Raw genomic sequence first — 22,193 nt, 5'->3', positions numbered from 1 at the left:
TCAAAATAAGAAAGGCCACCCATTTGGGTGGCCTTTCTTATTAAACCCACATCAAAAAAAATACTCAAACGAAGCCGAAACGCTCCGCTCATTAGCCAGTAAGCAGCTCAACCGCTAATCCGCGGAATTCGGCGAATCCGACTAAATCCGTGATTAAACCGAGAAACTTTCGCCGCAGCCGCACTCGCGCGAGGCATTGGGGTTGTTGAACTGAAAGCCCTTCCCGTTGAGGCCGTCGGAGAAGTCCAGTTCGGTGCCGGCCAGGTAGAGGAAGCTTTTCATGTCGACCACGACCCGCACGCCTTTGTCTTCAAATTCCTGGTCCATGGGCCGCACCTCGTTGTCGAAGTCCAGCTTGTAGCTCAGGCCCGAGCAACCGCCACCGGCCACCGAGGCCCGCAAACGGTAGGTATCATCAAGATGCGCATCCTGAATCAGGCGCGATACTTTTTCTTTGGCTTTGTCAGATACAGTAATCATGGCAATAGGAGTGGGGCTTGTACCCGGAGGCTGGCCCGCTCAGCTAATAATGGAATGCGGGTGCAATTTAGACAAATTATAAACAGGGGGGTGAAATTCTTTGTTCACCCAACCTCCAAAAATTCAACCACACCCACTACGAGCTTGGATTCAGCACTACGCTGAAAACGGTAATCGTATTCAAATCGCGCCCGAAGTAGAGCTTATCCAACGCTTCATATACGTTGTGAGCCCGGAAATAAGAGGTCTGCAATTCCTTATCGCCGTGGGCGCGCCACTGCAAGGTGTAAGAACTTTCGGTGTCGCGCAAACGCTTCACATAGTCCAGCATCTTTTGCAGGCATGCTACTTCATCGCGGCCGGTTTCGAAGCGGAACAGAAAGCACTGCTGGTGCCGCGGGTTCACCGTGACCAGGTCCAGTCGGGTTTGCCCTTCCAACTCCCGAAACTCAAATTTCAGCTGAGCGGGCTCCAAACCCAGGTACTGTTGAATCTCGCGTTGCAGCCGGGCCGCTTCAAATTCGTCTATCATGGAAGGAAAAGCAGAGCATACAAGAATGAGGAATGAAAAACCGGCTGCAAAGCCGGCTTTTCATTCCTCATTCTTTATTTTTTGTTAAAATATTAGTGGTGAGCCAGCTCCAGAGCGGGCAAACCGTTCTTCACGCGGTAGTCGGAAATGGCCGACTTGATGGCGTCCTCAGCCAGCACCGAGCAGTGGATTTTCACCGGCGGCAGGGCCAATTCTTCCACAATCTCCATGTTGTCGATGGCCAAAGCCTCGTCGATGGATTTGCCTTTCAGCCACTCCGTGGCCAGCGACGACGACGCAATAGCCGAGCCGCAACCGAAGGTTTTGAACTTGGCGTCGATGATGGTATTCGTGGCTTCGTCCACCTCGATTTGCAGGCGCATCACGTCGCCGCACTCAGGTGCGCCCACGAGGCCGGTGCCTACGTTCTTCTTGCTTTTGTCCAGCGTGCCCACGTTGCGGGGGTTGCTGTAGTGGTCAATTACTTTATCGGAGTAAGCCATGGCTTTGTTTAAGTTAGTAGTTATCAGTGAACAGTGCGCAGTTACCGGATGAGCCTGCAAGAACGACACTGTTCACGGCTCATTGATAACTGTTAACTGAATTAATGTTCAGCCCACTCGATTTTGCTCAAATCGATGCCTTCTTTGAACATCTCCCACAGGGGAGACATTTCGCGGAGCTTGGTCACGGCTTCTTTTACGTGGCCGATGGCGTAATCGATTTGCTCGTCGGTAGTAAAGCGGCTGAGGCCGAAGCGCAGGCTGCTGTGGGCCAGGTCGTCGCTCAGGCCCAGGGCCTTGAGCACGTAGCTGGGTTCCAGCGAGGCCGAGGTGCAGGCCGAGCCCGATGATACGGCCAGGTCTTTCACGCCCATCATCAGGCCTTCGCCTTCCACGTACTTGAAGCTGATGTTGGTGACGTGGGGCAGGCGGTGCTCCACCGAGCCGTTGATGTAGCTTTCCTCCAGGGTGGTGAGCTCCTTTTCGAGGCGGTCGCGCAGGGCGCTCAGGCGCAGGGTATCGGCGTCCATTTCGAGGCGGGCCAGCTCGCAGGCCTTGCCCAGTCCCACGATACCGGGCACGTTGAGGGTGCCGGAACGCATGCCGCGCTCGTGGCCGCCGCCGTCCATCTGGGCGGTCACTTTCACCCGGGGGTTCTTGCGGCGCACATACAGCGCACCCACGCCTTTCGGGCCGTACATTTTGTGAGCCGTGAAGGCCATGATGTCGATGCCATCGGCGATGACGTCAACCGGAATTTTGCCGACGGCCTGGGTGCCGTCGGTCATGAACAGCGCACCGTGGCTGTGCGCAATTTTGGCAATCTCGCGGATGGGCTGGATGGTGCCCGTCTCGTTATTGCCGTACATGATGGTGACCAGGATGGTTTCCGGCGTCATGGCGGCTTCGAGGTCGGCGAGGCTTACGAGGCCTTTCTCATCTACCGGCAGGTAGGTGACGCGGCCGCCCAACTTCTCGATGTGCTTGCAGGTATCGAGCACGGCTTTGTGCTCGGTGGTGGCGGTGATGACGTGATTGCCTTTCTGGCTGTACATCTCAAATACGCCCTTGATGCCCAGGTTGTCCGACTCGGTAGCGCCCGAGGTGAAGATAATTTCCTTGGAATCGCAGTTGATGAGCTTGGCAATTTGCTCGCGGGCATAGTCCACGGCTTCCTCGGCAGCCCAGCCGAAAGGGTGGTTGCGCGAAGCCGCGTTGCCGAATACTTCGGTCAGATAGGGCATCATGGCCTCCAACACCCGCGGGTCGAGGGGCGTAGTGGCGTTGTTATCGAGGTAAATAGGGAGCTTCAGCATTGCGCGCAGCGATAAGGACAGGTGGTGAACCAGCGAATGGCTGATACCCGCGTAGAACACGGTTCCGGGGCAATCAGTTTTCTTTGATGCTACAAAAGTAGATACAATCTAAATAAGGAAATGCCCGGACTTCCAGCGACGGGGTAAAATGCTCGACAAATCCCGGGCTTTTCGTCGGCCAGCGGCTCATTGCCTTACCTTTCCCACTCCTTTTATGATTACCAACCTCGAACACCTCGGCCTGGCCGTGCACAACCTGGAGGACGCCACGGCCCTCTACACCACGCTGCTTGGCGCAGAGCCCTATAAGAAAGAGCATGTGGCCAGCGAGGCTGTGGACACGGTTTTCTTTCAGGTTGGCGGCTCTAAAATTGAGCTGCTGGCCGGTACTTCGCCCGACAGTGCCATCACGAAGTTCCTGGCCAAGAAGCCGGAGGGCATTCACCACGTTGCGTTCGAAGTCGACGATATTTGGGCAGAGATGGCGCGGCTGAAAGAAGCGGGCTTCGTATTATTAAATGAAGAGCCCAAGCGCGGGGCCGATAATAAGCTCGTCTGCTTCGTGCATCCCAAAAGCGCCGTTGGCGTATTGGTTGAACTCTGCCAATCCATTCCCGCATGAACCGTTTTCAACAAGAAGTAGATGCCGCCGTGGATGCCCTGCTGCTCCAGCAAATCATTCTGTACCCCACCGATACCGTGTGGGGCCTGGGTTGCGATGCCGAAGCGCCGCCCGCCGTGAAGGAACTGTATAAGCTAAAGGGGCGGCCCGAAGGCCAGCCCAGTATCGTGCTCGTTGCCGATGTGGCCATGCTGAAGCGCTACGCCGCCGAAGTGCCGGCGGAGCTGGAGGCCTTGATTGCCGCCGACACCCGCCCCACGACCTATATTTTGCCGGCTAGCCGGGCCGTGGCAGCCAACCTGGTGGCGCCGGATGGCACGGTGGGCCTGCGCGTAGTAAAAGATGAATTTTGCTTTAAAGTGGTGCGCCGCCTGGGGCACGGGTTGGTATCGACTTCGGCTAATAAGGCTGGGGAGTCGACTCCGGCAGTGTATTCGGAGGTTGATAGCGCTATTATTCGCGGAGCCGACCACGTAGTGAACTGGCGGCAGGACGATGCTGCGCGCGTAGCCCCCTCGCGGGTGGTGCGGCTGGGAGCGGGCGGGAAGCTGGACGTGGTGCGGGAGTAGGGGCGGGGGCTGCCCCGCCCGAATCGTTGGAGAAAAGTGTGCTGGTGTAGTCGTTCAACGGCGGGCGGGGGCAAGCCCCGCTCCTACGGTTTTACCTTTGCGGGCATGAAGACCCCCCAACTGCCCGAATTGCCTATCTTTCGCACCATCGCCGAAGCGGCGGCGGAACTGAAACAGCCTGCTTACGTGATTGGTGGCTACGTGCGGGATTTGGCCCTGGGCCGCGAGAGCAAGGACATTGACGTGGTGACGGTGGGTGACGGCATTGCCCTGGCGCAGGCCGTGGGCTCCAGGCTGGCCGGCCGGGGCCGGGTGCAGGTGTTCAAAAACTTTGGCACGGCCATGCTGCCCACCAAAGAGGCCGGCGACATCGAATTTGTGGGCGCCCGCAAGGAAAGCTACCGCGCCGAAAGCCGCAAACCCGAAGTGGAAGCCGGGACGCTGGAAGAGGACCTGGCCCGCCGCGACTTCACCATCAACGCTCTCGGCCTGAGCCTGAACCCGGAAGATTTTGGGGCGCTGGTGGACCGCTACGACGGCATGAAGGACCTGGCGAGCAAAACCATTCGCACGCCGCTGGGGCCGGACATCACGTTCTCCGACGACCCGCTGCGCATGATGCGCGCCATTCGGTTCGCCTCGCAGCTCAACTTTGACATTGAGCCGGATACGTTCGACGCCATTATTCGGAATAAGGACCGGATAAAAATCGTGTCGCAGGAGCGGATTACGGTCGAGTTGAACAAGATTATTGAGTCGCCCACGCCGAGCTACGGGTTCAAGCTGCTGTTTCAGACGGGGCTTTTGCAGCTCATCTTTCCCAAAATGGCGCTGCTGCACGGCGTGGAAAAAGTGGGCACCCACGCCCACAAGGACAATTTCTACCACACCCTGCAGGTGCTGGACAACGTGGCCAACGCCGGCGGCGACCTGTGGCTGCGCTGGGCCGCCGTGTTGCACGACATTGCCAAGCCCGCCACCAAACGCTACGACCAGCGCGTGGGCTGGACCTTCCATGGCCACGAGGATAAGGGCGCCCGCTGGGTGCCCGGCATCTTCACCGAGCTGAAATTGCCCCTGGGCGAGGAAATGCGCATGGTGCAAAAGCTGGTGAAGCTGCACCTGCGCCCCATCGCGCTGGTGAAGGAAACCGTGACCGACTCGGCCGTGCGCCGCCTGCTATTCGAAGCTGGTGAGGATATTGACCGGCTGATGCTCTTGTGCCGGGCCGATATTACCAGCAAGGACCACACCCGTAAGGAGCGTTACCTGCGCAACTTCGGGCAGGTGGAGGAAAAGCTGAAGGAAGTAGAGGAAAAGGACCACCTGCGCAGCTTCCGTCCGGTTATTACCGGCGAAATCATTATGGCTGCCTTCGGCCTGAAACCCTCGCGGGAAGTGGGCGAGCTGAAAGAGGCCGTGATGGAAGCCATCCTCGAAGGCACCATTAAAAACGAAATGGACGAAGCCCTGGCGTTCCTGTTGCAGCAGGGGGCGGCCAAAGGACTTCGTCCAGAAGGAGGCGTCGTTCACTCACCAAACTAAGCCTGGCTTCTTTTTTCTCGTGGCATAGATGCCGAATGCGGGGTGGAAGTTGCCTATAATTAAATTGGTAACAAAGATTTTTTTTGCATCACAATCGTTTGATGCTCGACGGGCCCGTTGCGTCCACTTTTACATTCTTGGGCTGGCCGCTGTAGGCAATTTCGCTGGCGCCCACGGCATCGCCCTTGATGCTCTCCGTCACGTTGATGCGGGCCTTGCACACCCCGGCAAGTGAAACGGTGGCCGTGCGGGTTTGCAGGTTGGCCCCGGCCAGCTCGCAGGCGCCGGCTGCTTCCAGCTCCAGGGCATCGGCGTGGCCGGTGGCGGTGGTGCGGCAGGCCCCGGCCTGTTCCAGCTTCAGGGTGCCGTAGTTGCCGTTGAGGCGCAGGTGGCTGGCGCCGGACTGCTCCACTTTCAGGCGGTCCTGCCGCTCGAAGCCGCCGAGGTCGCCTTGCACGGAGCCGGCCAGCTCGACGCTTTCCACGGCGGGCATATCGATTACGATGAGGACTTTGTTCTCATTGCGATTCCAGTCGCGGCCAAAAAACGAGTTGTTGCGGCGGGACTTAATTTGCAGCTCGTCGCCGTCGCGCTCCACCCGCAGGTCGTTCAGCACTTTGTCGTCGCCGCCGGCTTCAATTTTGAAGGCATCGCCGCGGCGCATCACTACATGGTAGCCCCCCGCCACGCTCACCCGGGTGAAGCCGGTTTCCTCAAACGTGCGGCGGTCGCTGCCGTAGCTGTTCAGGTTGGTATCGAACGACGGGGCCCCGCCGTAGTTGAGGGTGACGCCGTTGTTGTTGTCGCCATCGTCGCTGTCATCGCCGTCATCATTGCTGTTGCCGTCGTCGTTGCGGTTTTCGTCGCTATTGAGCTGGGCACCGTTGTCGTCGTTGTCGTCTTTGCCCAACTCCTCGTTGGTGCAGCCGATGCACTCCAGCTTGTTGCCGCGCAGGCGGTAGCGGTGCTGCTCGGGGTTGTCGGGCTTGTGGTTGTTCACAAAGTCATCGTCGCGAAGCAGGTTGTTGGCAAAGCGCGAGCTGAAGCGGAAAGTGCGGTCGCGGGGCAGGCGGATGGTGAGGGCCAGCTCCTGCTTGCGGAAGGAAGCACCGGGCAGGAAGGAGAAATGGTCGTCGAACACCAGCGAAGAATCGCCGCTGGGCCGGATGGTGTAGTCAATGGAAGTCAGGGCGTTGTGGCGGGCCGATTCCTCGCTCGAACCCTTCGAGCCCAGGGTGCGCAGCACTTCCACCACGTGGCCGCTATCGGTCGCGGCGAGGCGCACGTCGACGTGCTGTTCCCATTGCCGGTCGATGTTGCGGGCGTCCAGCATCACCACCGGCGTGGTCAGGTTGGGGTAGCGCTCCAGCTGCTCTACCTCGGCATCGTACTGATACTCGCGGCTTTGGCGCACAATGGCCACCGTCAGCCCCACGATGCTCAGCAGCCACAGGCCCAGGAGCGAAAGGCTTACGGTGCGCGGCATCAGGGAGCGGTGGAACAGCAGGTTAAGGCCGCCGAGCAGGAGCGAGAGGGCCGGAATGCCCAAGGCGAAGAAACCAGCCAGCAAGCCCCAGGCGGGGATGCCGTTCATCAGGACGTGGGCGGGCACGTCGCCGGCCACGATGTTTTCAGAGTTGGGAATGAGGCCGATGCCCGCCCCTACAGTGATGGCCAGGGCCAGCAGCAGCCCGAAGCCCGTCATGGTGAGCAGCACCCCGGCAATTATCCGGATGGTCGAGCCCACGAAGTTCACGGCGGGCCGCAGGTTGCGGGCGGCTTCTTCCACAAAAGCCCCCACGGGCCGGTTGGTGGTGGTTGGGCCTTCGTCAAAAGCGCTGTTGCGCATGCTGCTGTCAAAGCTTTCCAGGGTCACGGCGTTGCCGCGCATCCGCAGCTTGTCCGAGACCGTTTTGGCCTCGGGCAAGACTATCCAGAGAATGATGTAGAGCAGAAAGGTGAAGCCACCGGCAAACAAGCCGGCCAGCAAAATCACCCGCACCAGCGTCACGTCGACGTTGAAGTACGCGGCCAGGCCCGCGCCCACGCCGGCTACTTTGCCGTTGCCGGTGTCGCGAAACAAGCGGCGGCCGGCCAGCGGCCCCGAGTTCAGCAGCGCCTCCGGGTGAGCGGGGGCGTCGTAACGCTTGGGCAGCAAAATCCAGAGGATGACGTAGGCCAGCACCACCCAGCCGCCAAAATCCACCCGCGTGTTGTGGCGCATCCAGATGTTGCTGGCTGGCAAAAAGATAGTGCCGAACACGAAAGCCAGGCGAATCCAAAGCGGATTCACAGCAAAGTACTGGGCGATGCCGGCGGCCACACCGGCAACCTTACGGTTGGCCATGTCGCGGTACAGGCGCTTGGGCTCAGTAGAAGCAGCGGCAGCGGCAGCGGCAGCGGCAGCGGCAGCGGCAGCGGCAGCGGCTGCGGGGCCACCAAAGCTGCCTGCAGCGCTGCCGGAACCAGCCGAAGCGTTAGTATCTGCCGTGGCTTCCGTCACTTCGTCGTCCTCGTCGGCATCGGCCGCGAAGTCGCTCACGCGGCCCATTTTGGCGGTCATAGCGTTCACGTCCTCCAGCGTGATGACTTGCTGCATGGGGGAGAGGCGGGCCGAGAATAGCTCGGCGATGCGGGCCTCAATGTCGGCCACAATGTCCTCGTGGCCGCGGTAGTTGGCAAAGTGGGCTTTCACCTCGGCCAGGTAGCGACTGAGGACGTCGAACCCATCTTCTTCGATATGGAAGATGATGCCTTGTAAATTGATACTGATGTTCTTTTTCATGTGAAAGAAGGCCGAACGGGCCGATTGAATGCTGGTGAGTGAAGCAGAAAAGAAAGGGCGGTGCGACTAGCGACTGTCACCCGGCGGCCGGCTGTGGCGGATGATGCCCACTGAGGTGGCCATTTCCTCCCAAGTGTCGCGCAGCTCGCCCAGAAACTGGCGGCCGGCGTCGGTCAGGGTGTAGTATTTGCGAGGCGGGCCGCTGCTGCTTTCCTTCCAGACATAGTCCAGCAGCGCGGCGTTTTTGAGGCGGGTGAGCAGCGGGTAGAGCGTGCCCTCCACCACTATCATGCGGGCCGAAGTCAGCTCCTCCAGCATGTCGGAGGCGTAGGCTTCGCCGCGGGCGATTATTTCCAGGATGCAGAACTCAAGGATTCCCTTGCGCATCTGAACCTGGGTGTTCTCGAGTTTCATGGGCGAGTTGGATGACTAGTGGGTGACGAACAGTACAAATGTATGGTAGGTACTTTGTAACGCAAGGTACTGGATAAATAATTCACTCATATCGAAAAAAATAATATTATTCTCGTTGATAATCAAGGAGAAAATTTTTTGCGATAAAATCATTTGCCCATGTTTTGGCTGTTGCTACTGGCTGGTTTGCGGGCGTTTGCCCACGCCTCAAGCGGATAGTTGCGGCCGCTGCCTGGCGATTGGGTGGAGCGGGCCGCCACTAAGTGCCGGGATGGCGGCGGAGCATTCAGCGAGTATTTGGCCTTGTCCTCCGGCCAAACCGCACGATTGGCCCGAAATTGGTGGGCCCGGACGCACTATAATGAAGTAACTTGCGTTCCGTCCGCGCAAACTTTACCCGTTCTCTTTCTATGTCCCAATTCTCCTCTGCTGCCCGTGGGCTGCTTCTCGTGGGTGCAGCGGCTGCAACGGCCTTGCCGGCCGCCGCGCAGTCTACCAAAACCCCCAAGTACAGCAACGAATTTCTGAACATTGGCGTGGGCGCCCGGGCTCTTGGTATGGGCAAAGTGCAGGTGAGCTTGGCCGACAACGCCACTGCCGGCTATTGGAACCCGGCTGGCCTCACCAACCAAACCCACAAGTATGATGGCGTGCTGATGCACTCCGAGCTGTTCTCGGGCGTGGTGAAAAACGACTATGCCGCTTTCTCGATGCCGCTCGACGACAAAAGCGACATTGGAGTGAGCGTGATGCGCCTGGGCGTCGACAACATTGCCGATACCCGCAACCTAATCAACGAATACGGCTACGTCGACTACAGCAAGATTGAATATTTCTCGGTGGCCGACTACGCCCTATTGCTGTCCTACGCCCGCAAGATTGATAAGGTGGAAGGCCTGAGCGTGGGCGCCAACGCCAAAATTATCTACCGTAACATCGGGAAATTTGCCCACGGCTACGGCTTTGGGATTGACGCCGGGGTGCAGTACAACCACAAGGGCTGGAACCTAGCCCTCATGGCCCGCGATATTACCACCACCTTCACGCAGTGGACCATCAACTCCGACGAGTACCTGAAGGGCATCAACAGCACCGTGGCCAATAACGGCGACGCCATCCCAACCAATAGCGCCGAAATCACGCTGCCGCGCTTCGTGCTGGGCGCCGGCCGCCGCTTCGACATTGGCCTACGCAAGGAATTTACGGCCCTGGTGGCCGTCGACCTCGAAGCCACCACCGACGGCCAGCGCGGTACCCCCATTTCCACTAAAATCGTGAGTGTGGACCCGCGCCTCGGCGTGGAGCTGGGCTACAAAAACCTTGTGTTCCTGCGCGGCGGGGCCGGCAACTACCAGAAGATTCAGGACTTTGCCCCCAACGCCAACGGCACCTATAACAGCAGCTGGAAAGGCCAGTACAGCCTGGGTGCGGGGGTGGCCGTAAGCGGCCTGCGCATCGACCTGGCACTGTCGCGGCTGGCCGTCGAAAAGCTGGGCAGCACCTCGCAAACCAATTCGTTGATTGTGTCGCTGGGTTACGGATTTAAATAAGGCAACAAATGTTTTTGCGTACAGTATCGGGTATTTAGGAATTGAAAAATTAGAATATTATGCATAAAAACTACACCCCGGTAAAAAGGAGTTGGGCGGTATGGTTGGTGTTGGTGGGCATGTTGTTGAGCGGGGCCGTGGCGCAGGCGCAATCGGGCCCCGTGGGCAACGAGTGGATTGTGCCGGGCCAGCAGTATTACAAGGTCAAAATTCTGAAAGACGGGCTCTACAAGCTTGACTACCAATACCTGACCCAGGCCGGAATTACCGGAGTGGCACCCACGCAGTTGCAACTCTGGCGGCGTGGGCGCGAAATGGCCCGCTACGTGGGCGGCAACGCCGCCACGCTGGACCCCACGACGTTCATCGAGTTTTACGCCGTGCACAACGATGCCCGGCTGGACGTGGAGCTGTACAAGCAGGCGGCCGACCAGCCAAATTCCTATTATAATTTTTATACCGATACGGCCAGCTACTTCATTACCTGGAGCGCCGCCCGGCCCGGCCGCGCCATGAGCCAGCCCGTGGCAGCGGGTGGCGCGGTGCACCCGCATCGGCTCAGCAGCCAGCTGAACCTGAAAGTCGGGTCCTATGCCGATTATCCGCTTGTGCAGTTCAGCTACTTGCCGTGGGTGGAACCGGCGGAGGGTTACTTTGGTCTGGGAAACACTGCGGCGCCCTATGCCCCCTCCGATTCGCTGATTCGAAACGTAGCCACAACCGGCCCCGCGCCTCAGGTGGAAGTGGTAATGTACGGCTTTAGCGACGGCCCCCACGCGGTGGAAGTAATGGCCGTGACGCCGGCCGGCGTGTCGCGCAGCCTGGGCGTGATGCGATGGACGGGGCGCCGCCGGATGCGGCAGACCTTTCAGTTTTTACGTTCCGACGTCAGCAGTGCGGGCCGGGCCACCATCCGCACCCGGCTGGATGCGTCTGCCACGGCCGGGGACACGTATTATTCCAGCTACATCCGCCTCGTCGTGCCGCAGCTGAACCGCTGGTTCGCCAACCGTCACAGCGTTGAATTTCAAAATGACTCGCTGCTGGCCGGTCCGGCTACGTATGAGTTTGCCGCAGATTCTATCCCGGCTACCGCGGTAGGCTTTGATGTGCACGACCTGTACAATGTGCAGCGCATCGTGAGCACCGCGGGCAGCTCCGCGGCGCGCCGGTTTGTGTTCCCAAATGCCAACGCCAGTGCCACCCACCGCCTTCTGCTGGCCGACGAAGCTTTCCCGGCCGTGCCGCCGGTGCGGGCCAAGCGGGTGTACTTCCGCACCATCAACCCAGCCGTGCCCACGTTCGTCATCATCACGCACCCGCTGCTGATGCAGCGCGACCCGGCGACGGGTATCGCCAACGCGGCGCGGGAGTATTGTAATTATCGGGCCTCGGCGGCGGGCGGGCGCTATGATACGCTGATGGTTACGACGGGGCAGCTATACGACCAGTTCTTTTATGGTGACCATTCGTGGCTGGCCATGCGGCATTTTACCCGGTGGCTGGCCGCGGCTACGCCCAATGCGACCAACCGCTTTCTGTTGCTGCTTGGCAAAGGCATCGTGCCCAGCGAAGGCGGCGGGCAGTACCGGACCGGCAACCCGCTCATGGATTTGGTCCCGACCAGTTCCCGCTCGGTATCAGATAATATGCTGACTGCCGATTTTGCCAACAACGATTTTACGGCCCGGCTCAATACCGGCCGTCTCACAGCAACTACCCCGGCCCAGGTACTGGCTTACTTAGCCAAGCTGCGCCAGCATGACTTGCTGCGCAACGACCAAAATACGCCGTGGCGTAAAAACGTGCTGCACCTGGTGGGCGGCGAGGACGCGAGTGAATTCGTGAGTTTTCGCAATAATATGAACAAGTACAAGCAGCGGGTGGAGCAACCCTTGTTTGGTGGTAAAGTGGTGGCAACCATTGAACGGACCACTACCACCGGCTCGCAGCTGATAGTAAATGCCAACATCAGCCAGTACTTAAATAATGGGTTGTCACTCATTAGCTTTTTGGGGCACGGTTCCAATACGGCTTTTTCGCTGGATATTGGCGATGTCAACGATACCCGGCTGGGCTACAATAATGCGGGCAAATACCCGGTGCTGATGTACAATAACTGTGCGGCGGCTCACCTTTTTACCGTTGCATCTGGCCTTTTCTTTGAAAACTGGCTGTTTGCACCCGGCAAAGGCGCCATTGGCGGCATGGGCCAATACGGGTTTGGATTTGAGGGCTACCTGGACCCGGCTCAGGACACGATATACAAGCTGCTCTTCAACGACCCCAGCTGGTACGGCAAGCCCATTACGGCGGTATACAACGAAACCGTGCGCCGCCTACAGTTGCGCAACGGCTTATTCTCACCGGCCAACAACGATATTATTGCAACGGAGCAGCTGCTGAGCACCATCTGGCACGGCGACCCCACCATTGCACTCTACGCGCCACCCAAGCCCGATTTCCAGGTCAGCAGCGCGACCCTGTCCATTAGTCCCAACCTGGCGGCGGGACAGACAGCTGTGAATGCCGCAGCCAGCAGTTTTCTGCTCAACATTGGGGTGACCAATCCCGGCAAGGTGACCACGGAGCCCGTTACCATCCGGGTCACCCGGATATTTGACCCGGCTTTTCCCCCGACGCCAGCCAACGTCGCTACCACCTACAGCTTTCCGCAGGGCCTGCAGGGGAGCGCCACCTACACAGTGGTACTGCCCAACCCGGCCGGGACGAATGTGTTTGGCAACAACACGTTTCGGGTGGAGCTGGACTACCTCAACCAGGTAGACGAGAGCGACGAAACCAACAACGTGGCCCAAACCAATTTCACGTTTCTGCGCGGAGGCCTCACCGTACTCAACCCCACGGAGTTTGCCATTGTCGGCAACAACCAGCCCCGCTTGGTGGCCCAAACCAACGATCCAAACGGCCCGCAGCGCGTGTACGAGTTTGAAGTGGACACCACCACGGCCTTCAACAGCGTGCTGAAACGTGCTTCGGGGCCGATTACGGCCACGCTCACGCCCAGCTGGCGGCCCACGCTGCCCAGCACCGGCCGCGACAGCACGGTGTGGTACTGGCGGGTGCGCTTCCAGACCTCCGTCCCGCCCGAAGACCCCAACTGGGTGGTTAGCTCGTTTCGGATAATTCAGGGCCGCACGGCGGGCGGGTGGTCGCAAAGCCACTACGCCCAGTTCCGGCGCGACCAGCGCACGGGCGTGGAAGTAGCCATCCCCTCCGGCCGCTGGGATTTCAGCACCGAAAACAAGCCGCTTATTCTGACCACAGCCGGCGGCGGGCTACCCGGCGCGGCCCCCACGTTTAGCAACGCGGTGGGCCTGGGTATTATCGCCAATCCGTTGGTGCCGCCCACGGTGGCCAACTGCGCCGGCAACGCCCCCAACCTGCTGATTGCCGTGTACGACCAGCGCACCCTGCAGCCCATCACCGGCCTGCCCGCGCCCAGCGTGTGCGGATTGGCCCCGCAGCAGTTTTACATCTTTGGGACTAACCCTGCCGCTGGCAACGCGGCCGATACCCTGAATACCCTGAATAACAGTGCCACGCGCCAGACCCAGCTCACTACTTTCCTGGCGGCGGTGCCCGACGGCAGCTACGTGGCCATCATCAGCATGAACCGGCTGCGCTGGCCCAGCCTGACCACGGTGCGGACGTCCTTTAGCACCCTGCTCGGGTCGGTGCTGGTGAACCAGCTGCAAAATGGCGACCCATTTGCCCTGCTGGCGCAGAAACGCGCCAGCGGCGGCCGCCTGCTGCACGAGGCTGGCCCCACGGCCACGCCGCCGGTGCCCCGCTACGCGCAAACCATCACCCTGAACGATACGCTGCGCACCCAGGCCATCCGCGGCACTATTACCTCCACGCGCATCGGCCCGGCCCAGAGCTGGGAGAAGCTCTACGATTGGATTCAGCGCGAGCCGGGCGCTACCAGCAGCTACACGCTCAAGGTTATCGGCATCGACACGCTGAACAACGCCACGGTGCTCTATGCCAACGTGCCGGCGGCTTCGCCCCAGCGCGGCGGCTTTTCGCTGAGCACGGTGTCGGCGGTGCGCTACCCGTACCTGCAGCTGGAGCTGGCCATGAAGGACTCGCTGAACCGGACGGCTCCCCAGCTAAAAGAGTGGTTCATTACCTACCAAGGCGTGCCCGAGGGCGTGGTGCGCCGCGACCAGGTAGTTCCCAGCACGGCTTACGACCCGGCCACGCTGGCTGCGCAGGCCGCTACTTCTGGTTCGCTCACCATTCCGGTGGTGTTCGAAAACGTAACACCGTTCAATTTTGGCACGCCGCTGAAGGCCAAAGTAGAGGTGACGGGCGGCTTACCGGGCACGGCCCCCATCAGCCTGATGGTGACGGCTCCGCGCCAGCTCAAAGGCGACTCCACCATTACCATTCGAGCGGTGGTGCCGTTTGTTGGGCACTTTGGCACCTTCACCGCCAAGGTTACCGTGAATCCCACGCCGCACGCGCTGCCCGAAGTGAACCTGTTCAACAACGAGTTGAATCTGGCGGCCTTCTCGGTGATTGACAACAACGTGCCGCCCACCCTGGACGTGGCCTTCGATGGCCGCCACATCCTCAACGGCGAACTGGTATCGTCGGCTCCAGTCATCAATATTCAGCTCAGCGACGAAGACAAGCTGCGCCACATCACCGATGCCTCGTTCTTTACCGTGACGCTGCTGCGGCCGGGCCAAACGGTACCAACCGTGGTGAACGTGACCGGACCGGAAGTAACGTTTAGCGTGAACACCACCAACGGCAGCCTGGCCAAGCTGGAATACCACCCCGACCAGGGCGCGCCGCTGCGCGATGGTGTGTACACGCTGCGGGTGCAGGGCCGCGACCCCAGCAACGCCAACGCGGGCTCGCAGGAGTTTCAGGTGAAGTTTGAAGTGGTGAATGCTTCCAAAATCACCAACGTGTATCCGTATCCAAACCCGGTTATCAATAAGGCGCGCTTCGTGTTCACGGTGACGGGGCAGGAGCTGCCGCGCGACATGAAAATTCAGATTATGAGCCTCACCGGCCGGGTGGTGCGCGAGATTTTCATGAACGAGCTGGGGCCGCTGCACATTGGCAACAACATTACCGACTTTGCCTGGGACGGCACCGATAGCTACGGCGACCGGCTGGCCAATGGCACCTACCTCTACCGCGTATCGCTCGACGACCCTAACGGACAGTTCGGCCACCGCGATACGGGCGGTGACAAAGCCTTCAAGAACGACTGGGGCAAGCTGGTACTGATGCGGTAGGAGCTAAAGGAATGCTCCCGGAACGGTCATGCTGAGCTTGCCGAAGCATCTCTACCTCAATGCTAAACTTATTTAGTTGCGCGGTAGAGATGCTTCGGCAAGCTCAGCATGACCGTTCTGTTACTTCCCGTTTCCCCACTCACCACCTACCGCCGCCGGAGCGTGACGAAGCTGAATGCGTAGGCATGCTGCTCGTCGGCTTCGTGGCGCTCGCGGGTTTCTTCGCGCCATTCGGTGGGGCTGAGCGTGGGAAAAAAGGCGTCGCCCTCAAAGGAATGATGGACTTCGGTGAGGTACACGACGTCGGCGGCGGGCAGGGCTTCGCGGTAGATTTCGCCCCCGCCGATGACGCACACTTCCTCGTCCAGCTCGCGGGCGCGGGCGAGCGCGGCCGGCACCGAGGCCACCGTTTCGCAGCCGGGCGCGGACCAGCTGGCCTGGCGCGTCACCACGATGTTGGGGCGTTTGGGCAGGGCCCGGCCGAGGCTGTCGTAAGTGCGGCGCCCCATCACCACGGGGTGGCCCAGGGTGAGGCGTTTGAAGTGCTGAAGGTCGGCGGGCAGGCGGCCCCAGGGCATCTCGCCTTTGTAGCCGATAACACCGTTTTCAGCAACGGCGACCACGAATGAAACCATATTGTATTAGGAGAAGGGTGTAGCGCGGACTTTGCGAGTCCGCGCGTGGTTCGGGCGGGTAATCGTTCATGCGCGGACTTGCAAAGTCCACGCTACTTTAGCTTGAAGCCACGCAGCAGCTCGGCCACGGGCATCCGCTTTTTGCCTTCCAGCTGCACGTCGAGGAGGTCGAGCCAGCCATCGGCGGCGGCTACGCGCAGGTAGTGGCGGCCGTCGGAAACCCAGGTGCCGGGGGCGGCGAGGGGCTCAGCAGCCGCGTCGGGCGGGGTGGCTTGGGCGCGGAATATTTTAAGGATTCGGCCATCGGGCAGCGGGGCGAAGGCGGTGGGGACGGGGGAGAGGCCGCGCACCCAGTTCACCAGCTCGGTGGCGGGACGGGTGAAATCGAGCCGGCCGGTTTCCTTCTGAATCTTGGGGGCGGCGCGCAAATCGGCCCGCTGCTCCTGCGGGGTGCTGGGCGCGGTGCCGGCCGCAATGGCCTCCACCGAGCGCCGGGCCAGGGCGGCCCCGGTCAGTTTCAGCTTGTCGTAGAGGCTGCCGAAATCATCCTCGGGCGCGATGGGCACCCGGTCCTGTAAAATCAGGTCGCCGGTGTCGATTTCGTGGCGCAGGAAGAACGAGGTGACGCCCGTTTCGAGGTCGCCGTGCATCAGGGCCCAGTTGATGGGGGCGGCACCGCGGTACTGCGGCAGCAGCGAGGCGTGGATGTTGATAGAGCCCAGCCGGGGCATGTTCCACACGGCCTCGGGCAGCATGCGGAAGGCCACCACCACCTGCAAATCGGCCGCGTAGGACTGCAGCTCGGCCTGGAAGTCGGGCGATTTCAGGTTGGTGGGTTGCAGCACGGGCAGGCCGTGGGCTTCGGCGGCCACCTTCACGGCCGAAGCCTGGAGCTGGCGGCCCCGCCCCGCCGGCCGGTCGGGGGCCGTGACGACGGCCACCACCTGTCCGCCGGGCCAGCTCAGCAGACTTTCCAGGGTGGGCACGGCAAAATCAGGGGTGCCCATGAAAACCAGGCGCAGGGGAGTATTCATAGGACAAAGAAAACGCCGGGCTGCGCAACCGGCCCATAAGGCCAGAGAAAAGTCTCCCAGCTTCAAAAACAGGCTTCCCAGGCCGGGGGAATTTTTTACCGCTCCGGGTACAGCAGGTACTTCTTCCGCAGGGCTTTGAACTTGCCCAGGCCGGGCTCCCAGGAGGCGCGGATTTCAGCCTCGGTTTGGCCGGCGATGATTTGCTGCCGGAGCGCGTCGGTGCCCGATAACTCCTCGAAATATTTCCCGAAGAAATGGGCCTTGTCGGTGCTTTGCTGGTAGAAATCGAGCAGGTATTTCAGCACGAGGCCCGAGGCTGCGCGGGTGGGGGCGGTGGCCAGGTTCAGGCCGTAGCAGTGCTGGCCATTCAGGGGCGGGGTGGGCGAGCCGGCGTTGGGGGCGGGCGTGAAGGCGAAGGGGCGGGTGGCCGGCTGGCTCGGGCTGCCAATGACTTCGAACGGCGTGGCCGTGCCCCGGCCCACGCTCACGTTGGTGCCCTCGAACAGGCAGATGCTGGGGTATAGGGCCACGGCGTGGTCGGTGGGCAGGTTGGGCGAGGGGCGCACGGGCAGGTGGTAGGCCGTGGCGTGGGTGTAGCCGGCCGCCATTGGCACCACGGTGAGCGGGCAGCGCCGGCCGCCGGCCAGCCATTTCTCGCCGTTAATCATGGTGGCCAGCTCGCCCACGGTGAGGCCGTGGGCAATGGGCAGCGGGTCGAGGCCGACGAAGGACTGGTGGGCGGGCTCCAGAACGGGGCCGTCCACGAGGTTGCCGTTGGGGTTGGGGCGGTCGAGGACGAGCACGGCTTTGCCCTGCTCGGCCGCCGCTTCCATCACGTAGTGCAGCGTGCTGATGAAGGTGTAGAACCTGGCGCCCACGTCCTGGATATCGAAGACCAGCACGTCCACATCGGCCAGCATTTCGGGGGTCGGCTTCTTGGTTTTGCCGTAGACGGAGCGCACGGGCACGCCGCTGCGGGCGTCGCGGCCGTCCTTGATGGTGGCCCCGTCGGCCGCTTCGCCCCGGAAGCCGTGCTCGGGGGCGAAGATGGCCGTCACGTTCACGCCCCGCGCCCGCAGGGTGTCCACCAAATAAGTGGTGCCGACCTGGGACGTCTGATTGATGACCAAGCCCACGCGCTTGCCAGCTAGCAGAGGCAGGTATTTCTCCAGCCGCGCCGCGCCCACCACGACGGGCGCAACGGCCGGGGCCACATTCCGCGTATGGGCAGCTACGGCCGGGGTTATTTTGGTGGCCGGGGGCCGGACGGCGCCGCAAGCCGGCATTGCGGAGGCCAGAAACAAGGTGATTTTTGCGAGAATGCCAATCATGAAAGGAGAGAAAAAGGCTAAAAAAGAGAGACTGTCGGGCCTGGCGCCGGGGTCATGGGCCGGCAGCGGGCGCGGTACCGGTTCAAAACGTAGCTTTACGGCTGAACAATGAATGTCGCCCGCTACATTTCCCAGAAGATTGACGGGGGAGCCGACTCCGGCTCCTTCACTTCGTCGGTCACAAAAATAGCCATCATCAGCATTGCCATGGGCTTGGCGGTGATGGTGGTGTCGTTTGCCATCCTGCAGGGGTTCCGGAACGAGATTCAGAACAAGATTTTCTCGTTCGGCTCGCACCTGCAAATCTCGCGCTACGACACCAACAACTCGCTGGAAGTGGCGCCCATTGCCGGGCCGCGCTTGGTGCAGACGCTGCACGAGTTTCCGGAGGTGAAGTCGACGCAGCCCTACGCCGTGAAAACGGCCATCATCAAAACCACCGACGAGGTGCTGGGCGTGGTGCTGAAAGGCATTTCCGAAAACGATGGCCTCTCGCCCATGCGCCAGAACCTACAGGCCGGCAAATTCATCAGCTTCCCCGACTCGGCGGCCAGCGACGACGTGCTGCTCTCGCGCAAGGTGGCCGACAAGCTGCGGCTGGCCGTGGGCGACAAGGCGCTGTTCTATTTCATTCAGAGCCCGCCGCGCATCCGCCAGTTTCGGGTCAGCGGCATCTACTCGACGGGGCTCGACGAGTTTGATGAGGTGTACGTGATTGGCGACATCCGGCAGATTCGGGAGCTGAACTCGCCGGCCTGGCCCGACTCGCTGGTGGGCGGCATGGAAGTGGTGCTCAAGGACTTTAAAACGCTGGATAAGACGGCCGATAATTTCTACGAGCGCCTGCCCTACGACCTCAAAATCGACAAAATCACGGACCAGTACGCCCAGCTGTTCGACTGGCTGCAATTGCTGAACCGCAACGTCATCATCTTCCTGATTCTCATTATTTTTGTGGCCACGTTCAACATGGTGGCCACGATTTTCATCATGATTCTGGAGCGCACCAACATGATTGGCATCCTGAAGGCGCTGGGGGCGACGGACAACCAGATTCGGCGGATGTTTTTCTTTCGGGGCATGTCGCTCACGGTGCGCGGCATGCTCATCGGCAACGTGATAGCCGTGGGCTTTTGCGCCATCCAATACTATTTCAAGGTGATTCCCCTCGACCCCGAGAACTATTACATGGACCGGGTGCCGATTTCGTGGGACCCCAAAATGCTGATTTTGCTGAACGTGGCCACTTTCGCCGCCTCGCTGCTGGCGGTGCTGATTCCGACGTATCTGATTTCGCGGATTAAGCCAGTGGTGGCCATCAAATTCGATTAGCGGGAAATAGGGATTTCGCGGGACCGAAAGGCAACAAAAATGGGGCCGGCGGCAACGGATGCGGGACCGGCGGCAACGGCTGCGGGGCCGGCGGCAACCGATTTCCGGGCGGCAAATACGGATGAAGGGGCGGCGGCAGCGAAAATGGGAGCGGCCGCAACGGATACCGGAGGGGCCAAAACGGATACGGGAGGGGCATAAACCGATTTCCGGCCGGCAAATGCGGGCGTGGGGGCGGTGGCGGCCGGCCGTGGGGCCAGGGCACCCAACGTGATGAGTAGTGGAGCGGTTTTGGGCCGGGCGAAGCGGGGAAAGGGCTGCCACAAGGCGAAACCAGGCCTCAGAAAAAGCCCCATTTTTGGATTTTTTCAGGAAGGAGGCCGGCTATAGCCAACGACTTTGCAGCATCAGGTTGGGGTCGGGGCAGCGGGCGGCCCAGATGGCCTGCTCCGAGGGTTGGGCCACGCCGGGGAAATCGCCGGAATGGCCCCGCAGGTCGGCAATAAGCTGGAAGTGGAGGTGGGGGGGCCAGTCGCCGTTTTCGGGAAAAGGGCCGACGGTGGCAAATGCTTCACCTTTTGCCAGTTCCTGGCCCGGCTTCAGGGCGCGCCACTCGCGGCGGCTGAGGTGGCCGTAGAGGCTGTAGAACACCGTGCCTTCCAGCGTATGCTGAAGGATGACGGTGGGGCCGTAATCGCCAAAATTGTCGTTGTCGGCCAGGCTGTGGACCACGGCGGGCAGGGGTGCCAGCACGGGCGTGCCGGCCAGCAGCCACACATCGACCCCCAAATGCAGCGAGCGCGCCTCCGGGGCCGCGCCGGGGCCAAAATGGGGGCTGCGGCGGTAAATGACGCGGTTTTCGAGGTAGCCGCCGATGCCGATGGTGGCGTTTTTTTCGGCCAGCATGTCGTTGACCACTTGCGTGAAGGCCGCCGTGTCGCGCAGGTCGGCGGTGGCAATTTGGGGGTTGTGGGCCGTGAAATCGAGCCGGGTAACGGTCGGGCCGTTGAGGTCGACGGGGAGCACGGGGCCGAACTCGGCTTGGTGGCGCAGCAGGAGGGAGGAGAGGGCCAAGGGGGAAATAGCTAGGGAGCCGCCAACCAGCGCGGCGGGACAATCGTTTGACGGCCGACCGGGGCAGCGTCGCGACGGCAAGTTACCTTTGCGGCGGAGGAAGCGCCTTTTTCGGCCCGGCTTTCGTTTATTTTTTTGTCATCCGTAGAAGTTCGGGCGCCTGCCCGGTTGCGTACGTAGGCTGCCCAATCCCCACCAAAATCCCCGCATGAGCTACCACACCCTCACCGTTGTTGCGCTAACCCAGGAAACCGCCGATTCTGTTACCATCCACTTAGAGCGCCCCGACCGGGCCCCGATTGCCAGCCGTCCCGGCCAGTTTCTGACGCTGATTGTGCCCTGCGGGCCCAGTGGCAAAAAAGAGCGCCGCGCCTATTCCCTGAGCAGCACTCCGGCCGAAGCGCCGCGCCTGTCCGTGACGGTGAAGCGGGTGCCGGGCGGCCTGGTGAGCAACTATCTGCTCGATACGGTGCGCGTGGGACAGCAACTGGAGGTGATGGAGCCGCTGGGCAACTTCACCCTCAACCCCAGCCCGAAGGCGGCCCGCTCGCTGGTGCTCATCGGGGCCGGCTCGGGCATCACGCCGCTCATGTCCATTCTGAAAGCGGTGGTGAACACGGAGCCCAACAGCCACATTCTGCTGATTTACGGCAACCGCAACGAGGAATCCGTGATTTTCCAGCAGCAGCTAGCGGACCTGGAAGCGCGCCCCGGCGGCCGCGTGCAGGTGGAGCACGTGTACAGCCAGCCCCTGAAGCCCGGCGGCCCGCACCGCCACACCGGCCGCCTGAACCGCACCATGCTGCTGCGCATTCTGGAGCAGCGCCACCAGTTTCCGGCCGAGCAGGCCGAGTATTTCATGTGCGGCCCCGAGGGCCTGATGACCGAAGCCCGCGCCGCCCTCGACCTGCTGAACGTGCCGGAGGCCCGCATCCGGCGCGAAAGCTTCGTGGCCAGCGCCGACAACGCCGAGATTGCCGCCGCCCAGCCCAACGGCCACGGCGACGTGTCGGCCAGCCCCGGCGATGACGTGAAAACCACCCGCACGGTCACCATTCAGTACGAAGGCAGCGAGTACCTGATTGAGGTGCCCGCCGGCAAAACCATCCTCGAAACCGCCCTCGACCAGGACATCGACCTGCCGTATTCCTGCCAGGCCGGCCTCTGCACGGCCTGCCGCGGCAAGTGC

Annotated in this window: 17 protein-coding genes; 7 read left to right on the top strand and 10 right to left on the bottom strand. The window is 61.2% G+C overall.

What is annotated here, in order from left to right; genetic code table 11:
- Positions 1-153 precede the first annotated feature (153 nt).
- From J4G38_RS22950 to J4G38_RS22935, 4 genes are all read right to left on the bottom strand, one after another.
- Positions 154-480, bottom strand: coding sequence for a HesB/IscA family protein (locus tag J4G38_RS22950; RefSeq protein WP_210521111.1), 327 nt, complete (start codon positions 478-480; stop codon positions 154-156).
- A gap of 136 nt (positions 481-616) precedes the next feature.
- Entirely contained in the window at positions 617-1,012 is a 396-nt protein-coding gene (locus J4G38_RS22945) for a hypothetical protein (RefSeq protein ID WP_210521110.1), read from the bottom strand.
- Positions 1,013-1,104: 92 nt separating this feature from the next.
- A complete protein-coding gene (iscU, locus tag J4G38_RS22940) occupies positions 1,105-1,515 on the bottom strand; it encodes a Fe-S cluster assembly scaffold IscU (protein WP_188562208.1) in 411 nt (136 codons plus the stop codon).
- Between the two features lie 101 nt (positions 1,516-1,616).
- Complete coding sequence (locus tag J4G38_RS22935; protein WP_317198225.1) at positions 1,617-2,831, bottom strand: IscS subfamily cysteine desulfurase; 1,215 nt, start codon at positions 2,829-2,831, stop codon at positions 1,617-1,619.
- Positions 2,832-3,045: 214 nt separating this feature from the next.
- Here J4G38_RS22935 and mce point away from each other — a divergent pair, with 214 nt between their 5' ends.
- The 3 genes from mce (at position 3,046) to J4G38_RS22920 (ending at position 5,567) form a co-directional block, all read left to right on the top strand.
- Positions 3,046-3,453 carry a methylmalonyl-CoA epimerase gene (gene mce, locus J4G38_RS22930; protein ID WP_210521109.1) on the top strand — a complete coding sequence of 136 codons (408 nt, stop codon included), beginning with the start codon at positions 3,046-3,048 and terminating at the stop codon, positions 3,451-3,453.
- The gene (locus tag J4G38_RS22925; protein ID WP_210521108.1) at positions 3,450-4,022 is read left to right on the top strand and encodes an L-threonylcarbamoyladenylate synthase; all 573 of its coding nucleotides are present in this window, start codon (positions 3,450-3,452) and stop codon (positions 4,020-4,022) included. The genes mce and J4G38_RS22925 overlap by 4 nt, the downstream gene beginning before the upstream one ends.
- A gap of 105 nt (positions 4,023-4,127) precedes the next feature.
- Positions 4,128-5,567 (top strand): CCA tRNA nucleotidyltransferase, encoded by a 1,440-nt coding sequence (locus tag J4G38_RS22920; RefSeq protein WP_210521107.1) that lies wholly within the window; start codon positions 4,128-4,130, stop codon positions 5,565-5,567.
- Between the two features lie 88 nt (positions 5,568-5,655).
- On the opposite strand, the gene J4G38_RS22915 is transcribed toward J4G38_RS22920, so the two are convergent.
- Positions 5,656-8,352, bottom strand: a complete 2,697-nt coding sequence (locus J4G38_RS22915) for a PspC domain-containing protein (protein ID WP_210521106.1) — start codon at positions 8,350-8,352, stop codon at positions 5,656-5,658.
- Between the two features lie 66 nt (positions 8,353-8,418).
- The gene (locus tag J4G38_RS22910; protein ID WP_210521105.1) at positions 8,419-8,766 is read right to left on the bottom strand and encodes a PadR family transcriptional regulator; all 348 of its coding nucleotides are present in this window, start codon (positions 8,764-8,766) and stop codon (positions 8,419-8,421) included.
- Positions 8,767-9,176: 410 nt separating this feature from the next.
- Between J4G38_RS22910 and J4G38_RS22905 the strand changes: the two genes are divergently transcribed.
- Both J4G38_RS22905 and porU2 read left to right on the top strand, forming a co-directional pair.
- On the top strand, positions 9,177-10,316 hold the full coding sequence (locus J4G38_RS22905; protein WP_210521104.1) for a putative type IX sorting system protein PorV2: 1,140 nt from the start codon (positions 9,177-9,179) through the stop codon (positions 10,314-10,316).
- Between the two features lie 59 nt (positions 10,317-10,375).
- Positions 10,376-15,598, top strand: coding sequence for a putative type IX secretion system sortase PorU2 (gene porU2, locus J4G38_RS22900; RefSeq protein WP_210521103.1), 5,223 nt, complete (start codon positions 10,376-10,378; stop codon positions 15,596-15,598).
- Positions 15,599-15,744: 146 nt separating this feature from the next.
- Here porU2 and J4G38_RS22895 read toward each other — a convergent pair whose 3' ends face one another.
- From J4G38_RS22895 to J4G38_RS22885, 3 genes are all read right to left on the bottom strand, one after another.
- Entirely contained in the window at positions 15,745-16,233 is a 489-nt protein-coding gene (locus J4G38_RS22895) for a dihydrofolate reductase (protein WP_210521102.1), read from the bottom strand.
- Positions 16,234-16,325: 92 nt separating this feature from the next.
- On the bottom strand, positions 16,326-17,267 hold the full coding sequence (gene fmt, locus J4G38_RS22890; protein WP_210521101.1) for a methionyl-tRNA formyltransferase: 942 nt from the start codon (positions 17,265-17,267) through the stop codon (positions 16,326-16,328).
- Between the two features lie 95 nt (positions 17,268-17,362).
- Positions 17,363-18,598 carry an exo-beta-N-acetylmuramidase NamZ family protein gene (locus J4G38_RS22885; protein ID WP_210521100.1) on the bottom strand — a complete coding sequence of 412 codons (1,236 nt, stop codon included), beginning with the start codon at positions 18,596-18,598 and terminating at the stop codon, positions 17,363-17,365.
- 108 nt (positions 18,599-18,706) lie between these two features.
- Here J4G38_RS22885 and J4G38_RS22880 point away from each other — a divergent pair, with 108 nt between their 5' ends.
- Positions 18,707-19,930 carry an ABC transporter permease gene (locus J4G38_RS22880; protein ID WP_210521099.1) on the top strand — a complete coding sequence of 408 codons (1,224 nt, stop codon included), beginning with the start codon at positions 18,707-18,709 and terminating at the stop codon, positions 19,928-19,930.
- 384 nt (positions 19,931-20,314) lie between these two features.
- Here J4G38_RS22880 and J4G38_RS22875 read toward each other — a convergent pair whose 3' ends face one another.
- Positions 20,315-21,004: a peptidoglycan DD-metalloendopeptidase family protein gene (locus J4G38_RS22875; protein WP_226163715.1), complete on the bottom strand. Its 690-nt coding sequence runs from the start codon at positions 21,002-21,004 to the stop codon at positions 20,315-20,317.
- A 208-nt stretch (positions 21,005-21,212) separates the two neighbouring features.
- Between J4G38_RS22875 and J4G38_RS22870 the strand changes: the two genes are divergently transcribed.
- Positions 21,213-22,193 (top strand): ferredoxin--NADP reductase (locus J4G38_RS22870; RefSeq protein ID WP_226163713.1); only part of this gene is annotated, 981 nt, incomplete at its 3' end.

The organism is Hymenobacter terricola, assembly GCF_017921975.2.
In the GTDB taxonomy this organism is placed as follows: Bacteria; Bacteroidota; Bacteroidia; order Cytophagales; family Hymenobacteraceae; genus Hymenobacter; species Hymenobacter terricola.
Note: the sequence above shows the minus strand (reverse complement) of the source record. Positions and strands in the feature narration are given on the sequence as shown.